Source organism: Rhizobacter sp. (assembly GCF_046595475.1).
Taxonomy (GTDB): domain Bacteria; phylum Pseudomonadota; class Gammaproteobacteria; order Burkholderiales; family Burkholderiaceae_C; genus Rhizobacter.
The window spans coordinates 1-6,723 of record NZ_JBKJOQ010000055.1 but is presented as its reverse complement, the minus strand read 5'-3'; the positions used below and the strand labels follow the sequence as shown (position 1 = coordinate 6,723).

At 65.7% G+C, this 6,723-nt stretch carries 8 protein-coding genes; 7 read left to right on the top strand and 1 reads right to left on the bottom strand.

Features of this window, described 5'->3' with window-relative positions:
* The 6 genes from AC30QB_RS10355 to AC30QB_RS10330 all read left to right on the top strand — a co-directional run.
* A partial coding sequence (locus tag AC30QB_RS10355) for a pilin (RefSeq protein WP_489546132.1) occupies positions 1-468 on the top strand: 468 nt, incomplete at its 5' end.
* A gap of 79 nt (positions 469-547) precedes the next feature.
* On the top strand, positions 548-1,066 hold the full coding sequence (locus AC30QB_RS10350; protein WP_489546131.1) for a pilin: 519 nt from the start codon (positions 548-550) through the stop codon (positions 1,064-1,066).
* A 245-nt stretch (positions 1,067-1,311) separates the two neighbouring features.
* Positions 1,312-1,680 carry a hypothetical protein gene (locus AC30QB_RS10345; protein WP_489546130.1) on the top strand — a complete coding sequence of 123 codons (369 nt, stop codon included), beginning with the start codon at positions 1,312-1,314 and terminating at the stop codon, positions 1,678-1,680.
* Between the two features lie 49 nt (positions 1,681-1,729).
* A complete protein-coding gene (locus tag AC30QB_RS10340) occupies positions 1,730-1,963 on the top strand; it encodes a CopG family transcriptional regulator (protein WP_489546129.1) in 234 nt (77 codons plus the stop codon).
* Between the two features lie 5 nt (positions 1,964-1,968).
* Positions 1,969-2,400: a TA system VapC family ribonuclease toxin gene (locus AC30QB_RS10335; RefSeq protein WP_489546128.1), complete on the top strand. Its 432-nt coding sequence runs from the start codon at positions 1,969-1,971 to the stop codon at positions 2,398-2,400.
* Positions 2,401-2,482: 82 nt separating this feature from the next.
* Complete coding sequence (locus AC30QB_RS10330; RefSeq protein ID WP_489546127.1) at positions 2,483-4,294, top strand: PglL family O-oligosaccharyltransferase; 1,812 nt, start codon at positions 2,483-2,485, stop codon at positions 4,292-4,294.
* Between the two features lie 4 nt (positions 4,295-4,298).
* Here AC30QB_RS10330 and moaC read toward each other — a convergent pair whose 3' ends face one another.
* The gene (gene moaC / locus AC30QB_RS10325; RefSeq protein ID WP_489546126.1) at positions 4,299-4,802 is read right to left on the bottom strand and encodes a cyclic pyranopterin monophosphate synthase MoaC; all 504 of its coding nucleotides are present in this window, start codon (positions 4,800-4,802) and stop codon (positions 4,299-4,301) included.
* Between the two features lie 113 nt (positions 4,803-4,915).
* On the opposite strand from moaC, the gene AC30QB_RS10320 reads away from it, so the two are divergent.
* Positions 4,916-6,493: a M48 family metalloprotease gene (locus AC30QB_RS10320; RefSeq protein ID WP_489546125.1), complete on the top strand. Its 1,578-nt coding sequence runs from the start codon at positions 4,916-4,918 to the stop codon at positions 6,491-6,493.
* The last annotated feature ends 230 nt before the right edge of the window (positions 6,494-6,723 follow it).

The window sequence follows — 6,723 nt, the reverse complement described above, 5'->3', positions numbered from 1 at the left end:
GAACTGATGATCGTTGTCGCGATCATCGGCATCTTGGCCGCCATCGCGCTGCCGCAGTACCAGACCTATGTTGCGAAGTCCCAAGTGGCGCGTGTCATGGGCGAAGCTGGCAATCTTAAGACGGCGGTGGAAACATGCCTGCTTGAGGGCCGCACCGTCGCCAATTCGTCCGTTCCTGCCGGTACCGCGATGACCGCTACGGATTGCAATCTGCAAGCCACGCCGTCGTCTCTCATGAACGGGGTGGTTCAGCTTCTGCCCGCCGCCCCTCCTGCTGGCACAGGCTACGCGTTCGTGACCCTTGCCCCAGCTGGCGTCTCGACGATTCTGGCCACTTTTGGCAATGGTGCCGCAGGCGTTCTTGCTACACAGACGCTGACTTGGAGCCGTGACGTGAACGGCACTTGGACTTGCATACCTAGTGCTGGTCTGGATGCAAAGTACCGCGCCAAGGGCTGTGACACCTGATCTTCAGGTCTAGACGACGATCCCCAGAGCCCCGCCTTGGCGGGGCTTTTTTCTAACAACCAACCGTCACAGGTGGCGTATGCGAGCAGCCCGAGGCTTCACCTTGATCGAGTTGATGATCGTTGTCGCGATCATTGGCATCCTTGCAGCGATTGCGATCCCGCAGTACCAGACTTACGTGGCCAAATCCCAGGTTTCTCGCGTGATGTACGAAGCGAGCAGCCTCAAGGCGGTTGCAGAAACGTGTGTGCTTGAAGGGCGAACGGGCGCCTTTTTCTCGAATATCGCGACCGGAGGCGCTCAAGGTGCCACGGACTGCAACCTCCAGGCGACGGCCTCTTCGCTTCTGGATCCAGCCATTGGTGCTGCGGTTGGCCCTGACGCTACGCCCGCGCCTGCTGGCACCGGTTACCCCATTGCGACCATGCCCGGGGGCTTGGTTAATGTGACGTCCACGTTTGGCGGTGGAGCCGCAGCAATCCTGGCCACTGGGCCGGGTATTCTGCGGTGGCAGCGTGACCCGAGCGGGGGCTGGACGTGTGCAGTGCGCGGCGTTGATGAGAAGTACCGCGCCAAGGGCTGCGACGCCTCGTTTTAGCCGGATGGCGGCCAGGCCTTTGTGCCGAAGCGCGATCCTATCGATCGGAGTTGGCACGCCCACCCGGTGCGTGCGCAGATGGTGGCGGCGCCGGGCGAGTGGCCCTGGTCAAGCTACCTCGCCCATGTGGACGACACGCTGCCGCCGCCCTGGCTTGATACCGCCGGGTTGCATGGCTACTTGCTGGGGCGAGAAGCCAAGAGCCAGCAGACCGCCGACGCGCTGCGGCACGCTACGCCAGCCTGGTGGCGGCAGGCCGCGACGAGGCTTTGTGGGATTCGGCGCTGCGCCAGCAAATCTTTTTGGGCGACGATGATTTCGTGGCCCGCATGCTGGCCCTGGCCGAGCCGTCCCGGGCGCAGGCGGTCGATGTGCCGCGCGCGCAGCGCACCGAGCAGCGGCGCATCAAGCGCAGCCTGGATCAGTGGTTGAAGGAGTGCCCCACACGCGAGCAGGCGCTGTGGAGCGCCTACACGCGCTCGGGCTTGCGGATGACGGAGATGGCGCGGGTGATGGGCTTGTCGGTGTCTCGTGTAAGCCGATTGATTGGCGCCGAAGAGGCGCGCCAGCAGGTCCTCAACCCACCCCGCGTGATGGCCTCTGGGCCTCCTTGACCAGATGTATGATGCGTGATGTTTGCCGAGTTTTCGCCAGAGGCTACACATGCGTACGACCCTTTCCATAGACGATGACGTGCTCGCTGCCGCCAAGGGCTTGGCGGCGCGTCAGAACAAGACCGTGGGCGAGGTGGTGTCTGCGCTGGCCCGGCAAGCCCTTCGGCCAGCGCAAGTGAAGCGCGCAAGAGAAAGAGTTCGCAATGGCATCCCGCTACTTGCGCAGACGCCTGGCGCCCCCCCGGTCACGCTCGACCTCGTGAACCAGTTGCGGGATGAGTGAGCCGCATGACCTTCTTGCTCGACGTGAATGTGCTGATCGCGTTGATCGACCCCGGGCACGTTCAGCACGACACGGCGCATGAGTGGTTTGCTGTTGAAGGCAAACAGGCCTGGGCCACTTGCCCTCTGACGGAGAACGGTGTCCTGCGAATCGTTGGGCAAGCCCGCTACCCCAATTCGCCGGGGACGCCCGCAGCGGTACGTGATCTCATGTGCGCGCTTGTGGCGTTGCCGGGCCATACGTTCTGGCCCGACGAGCTGAGCCTTCTGGACGGCTCGAAGGTTGATGCCACAAGACTGCTGACGTCTGCCCAGGTGACAGACACCTATTTGCTTGCCTTGGCTGTGGCTCGCAAGGGGCGCTTGGCCACCTTTGACCGGCGCTTGGTCGCGGATGCCGTTCACCGCGGCGCGAAGGCCTTGCACCTCATTACTTAAGTGGCGTTGACGGCAGCACAGACCTGCTCTTCACGGGGCCGGGCCGCCCTTCTTCCCGCTTCACACCGGCGACAATTTGCAGATGCACCCTACCGAAGGCGAAACCCCAAGCGCGCATTTCTCCAGATTGCAGCTCCAATTTAGTTCGCTGGCGTTGGCTTGCCTTGCGATCTGCGGCCCGGCCTGGCTGGCGCGCAATCTCTCCCCGTCCGCCACGTTTTTCAACCAGGTTGCCGCCCTGTTGGGCTGGGCGGCGTTTCTGGCGCTCACGTCATGGGGCGTGGTTTCTGTGCCCCGAAAGGCGTGGCGCCGGCTCGCGCCGCTGCAGCTCGCGTTGGCGCTTCTGGCCGTTGCGACCGTCGGGTCGCTTCTGTTCCAGCGATTGCCCGCGAGCTTGGCCTTCTCCACATTGGGTTTGCTTGCGATGGCGGCACTGGCTGCGGCTGTGGGCGCGGTCTCGATTCGGGGTGAGGGGGGGCGAGCCGCCTTCCAGGCCATTTGTGTAGCCACGGTGTTGGCGGGGGGCGTGAGTGTGGCCCTGGCGCTGATCCAGGTGTTCCTGCCCGATTGGGCGGACGGCGACTGGATCGCGCGCACTTCAACCCCCGGCCGCGCTGGCGGCAACCTGCGCCAGGCCAACCACCTGAGCAGCCTGCTCTTGTGGGCCATGGCGTCGTTGGTGTGGCTGCATGAAACCTTGGCCGAGAGGCGCGAGCTGCCGCAGCTGAAAACGGCACGCGCGACCACCGCGGTGCTGATGGCGCTGCTGCTCTTCGGTGATGTGCTCACTGTCTCGCGCACCGGCGCCGTGTGTGTGCTGCTGTTGGCCTTGTGGGGTGTGGTCGACAAGCGTCTGTCGCGCTTTTCACGCGTGCTGCTTTGGCTGGCGCCCCTGTTTTACGCGCTGTGCTGGCTGGGCATGAACGAGTGGGCGCAGGCGGGTGCGCAGGCTTTTGCCGGTGGCACGCAGCTCAATCGCTCCGACCTCTCCAGCTCGCGTTTCGGCATCTGGGCCAACACCTGGGAGCTGATCAAGCAAAACCCCTGGTTCGGCGTTGGCTGGGGCGAGTTCAACTTTGCCTGGACGCTCACGCCCTTCCCGGGGCGGCCGGTGGCGTTTTTCGATCACACGCATAACCTGCCGCTGCAGTTCCTGGTGGAGCTGGGTATTCCCCTCGGCACCGTGGTTCTGGCCTTGCTGGCATGGGCCTTGTGGAAGGCGTTCACGGCTTGCCGCTCATCAGCGCCGGCCGCCCATCTCACCGCCCGCACTGCGTTTGTGATGGTGCTGATGATGGTGGTGCACAGCATGCTGGAGTACCCGCTGTGGTATGCCTACTTCCTGTTGCCGACGGCGTTTGCCTTCGGCATTTGCCTGGGCCACGCGGGCACGCCCGGCACCGGCGAATCGACGGAACCCGCGCCGCCTTGGCTGCGCCGCACCTTGGTCGGGGCTGCGCTCGCGTTGATGGCTTGCACGGGCCTGTCGGTGCTTGATTACATGCGCGTGGCGGCCATTTTCTCGGCCGACGAAGACATGCCGCTTTCCTACCGCATCGCACAGGGTCAGCACAGCTGGTTCTTCGCCCACCACGCCGACTACGCCGCGGCCACCACGGCCGAGCATCCTTCAACGATCATGAAGGTATTCCGGCGGGCCCCGCATCTGCTGCTCGACACGCGCCTGATGATGGCCTGGGCCAAGGCCTACGCTGAGAAGGGCGACGTGGAAAGGGCGCGCTACCTCACTGAAAGATTGCGCGAGTTTCGCAACCCCGACTCGGTTGAATTCTTCGCCATGTGCGACAAACCCTTCGCCGCCGGTGAACCCAAGCCCTTCCAGTGCACGCCATCGACGCGTCACTTCACTTACGAAGATTTCAAGCTGCGCTGATGGATCAGGGCGAAGCCATCCAGTCGCCCGACTTGCCTCCGTGCTTTTCCAGCACACGAATCTCGCCCATCACCATGCCGCGATCGGCGGCCTTGCACATGTCGTAGACCGTGAGCAGGCCGACTTGCACGGCCGTCAATGCCTCCATCTCGACGCCCGTGCGCCCCAGCGTCTCGACCTGCGCAATGCAGCGCACCAGGCTGGCGGCTTCGTCGATCTCGAAGGACACCGCTACGCGCGTGATGGGCAAAGGGTGGCACAGCGGTATCAACTCTGCCGTGCGCTTGCTGGCCTGGATGGCCGCCACGCGCGCCACGCCGATCACGTCGCCCTTTTTCGCATTGCCGGCCCGTATCAGCGCCAAGGTGGCCGGCAGCATGCGGATCACGCCGCTGGCAATCGCCACGCGGTGCGTCTCTTGCTTGGCCGACACGTCGACCATGTGGGCCTGGCCCTGCGCGTCGAAATGCGTGAGCGGTGTGGCGGGCGATGGTGCAGACGTTGACATGGTCGGGAAACAAGCGGGCAATGTGGCGCTGGCATCATAGCGACGCACGCGGTGCGGCAGGCTGAACCTTCGGCCATGGGCCCGCTCCAACGCCACTGAGCCTAAGCCCCACCTTGAACACCCCCATTCGACTCTCTCGCGCCAAGCGCTTTCTGGCCAGCGTGTGCGCCATGAGCTTGCTGGCAAGCTCGGTTTTTGTGCCGCCGGCCATGGCGCAAGACCGATTGCCTGCTTTGGGCGAGGCGACCTCAGATGATTTGAGTGTGGGCAGCGAGCGCCGCCTGGGCGAGCAGATCATGCGCGACATCCGCCGCGACCCCGACTACCTCGACGACCCGGTGCTGCTCGAATACCTGCAGTCGATCTGGCAGCCGCTGGTCGCCGCGGCGCGCGAGCGCGGCGATATTGCACCCGACCTCGACCAGCGCTTCGCCTGGGAGCCGTTTCTGGTGCGCGACCGCACGGTCAACGCCTTTGCGCTGCCGGGGGGCTACGTGGGCGTGCACCTGGGCTTGATCGCCATGACCGCCACGCGCGACGAGCTGGCCTCGGTGCTCGCGCACGAGCTCACACACGTCACGCAGCGCCACATTGCGCGCGGCATGGCCAACAGTGCGCGCCAGTCGCTGATCGGGCTGGCCGGCATGATCCTCGGCATGATTGCCGCAAGCCGCAGCAACCGGGTCGACGGCGCCAACGCCATCTTCACCGGCAGCCAGGCGGTGGCGGTGCAAGGCCAGCTCAACTTCTCGCGGGACATGGAGCGCGAGGCCGACCGCATCGGCTTTGGCGTGCTGACCAAGGCGGGCTTCGCGCCAGGCGGCATGGCCGCCATGTTCGAGAAGCTCGACCAGTCGTCGCGCCTGAATGACAGCGGCGGCTTCCCCTACCTGCGCACCCACCCGCTCAACGCCGAGCGCATAGGCGAAGCCCGCGCCCGCCTGGGCACGGCCGCGCCGCTGCGGCCGGCCAGCGTGCTGGCCCACACCGCGGCGCAGGCGCGTGCCAAGGTGATGATGGACGCGCGCGTTGACGCCTTGCGTCGCTGGCAGGCGCTAGACGCGCCGGCCACGGCCAGCGTGTCTGAGAAGTTGATGGCAGCCTGCGCGAGTGCCCTCGCGTCTACCTTGCTGCGCGATTGGGCGCGTGCCGACACCGCGCTGCAGCTGGCCTTGGGCATCGTGCGCGGCAGCCCGCGCAGCGATGCGCAGGCCGAGCGCGAGGTGGTGTTCCTGCAAGCGCAGTCGCTCCTCGAGCGTGGTGAGGCCGCGCGTGCCGCCGAGGTGCTCAAGCCCTATGCCAAGGTCGACGGGGTGATCTCGTCGCGGGCGGCCATGTTGCTGTCGGCGCAGGTGGCGATGGCGCTGGATGCACCCGCCCAGCAGCGCAGCGCCGAAGAGATGCAGACCTGGACCGCGCTGCACCCGAACGACGCCACCGTGTGGTCGCAACTGGGGCGCGAGTGGCAGCAGCTGGGCCAGGGCCTGAGGGGCCTGCGCGCCGAGGCCGAGTCGCGCATCGCGATAGGCGACCTGATCGGCGGTGTTGACCGTTTGCGGGCCGGGCAAAAGCTCGCGCGCAGCACCCGCAACACCGACTTCATCGAAGCCTCGGTGATCGACGCGCGACTGCGCGAGATCGAGCTCCAGGCGCGCCGCCGCGAAGCCGAGGAGCGCCGACCCGAAGGGTGAGCGAAGGCCGCGGCGCACTGCGCTGCCCTTCGATACCTCAGCGCGAACGGAGCCAAATGGAACGGCTGAGCACTTTCCGTTCGCACTGAGCTCGTCGAAGTGCCTGCGACTGGGTGCACGCTGGCTTCGACAAGCTCAGCCCGAACGCAGCGTGGCGGCTCGAATTTTGTAGAGCTCAAGAGGTCAGCGCCTTGCGCGCTGGCGCTATCCTTGCCGCCACTCCAAAAGGC

What these genes read in the sequence shown, in the direction of transcription:
- AC30QB_RS10340 (WP_489546129.1), top strand. Translation starts at nt 1,730, where the DNA reads ATGCGTACGACCCTTTCCATAGACGATGACGTGCTCGCTGCCGCCAAG.
- AC30QB_RS10350 (WP_489546131.1), top strand. Translation starts at nt 548, where the DNA reads ATGCGAGCAGCCCGAGGCTTCACCTTGATCGAGTTGATGATCGTTGTC.
- AC30QB_RS10330 (WP_489546127.1), top strand. Translation starts at nt 2,483, where the DNA reads ATGCACCCTACCGAAGGCGAAACCCCAAGCGCGCATTTCTCCAGATTG.
- moaC (WP_489546126.1), bottom strand. Translation starts at nt 4,802, where the DNA reads ATGTCAACGTCTGCACCATCGCCCGCCACACCGCTCACGCATTTCGAC.
- AC30QB_RS10335 (WP_489546128.1), top strand. Translation starts at nt 1,969, where the DNA reads ATGACCTTCTTGCTCGACGTGAATGTGCTGATCGCGTTGATCGACCCC.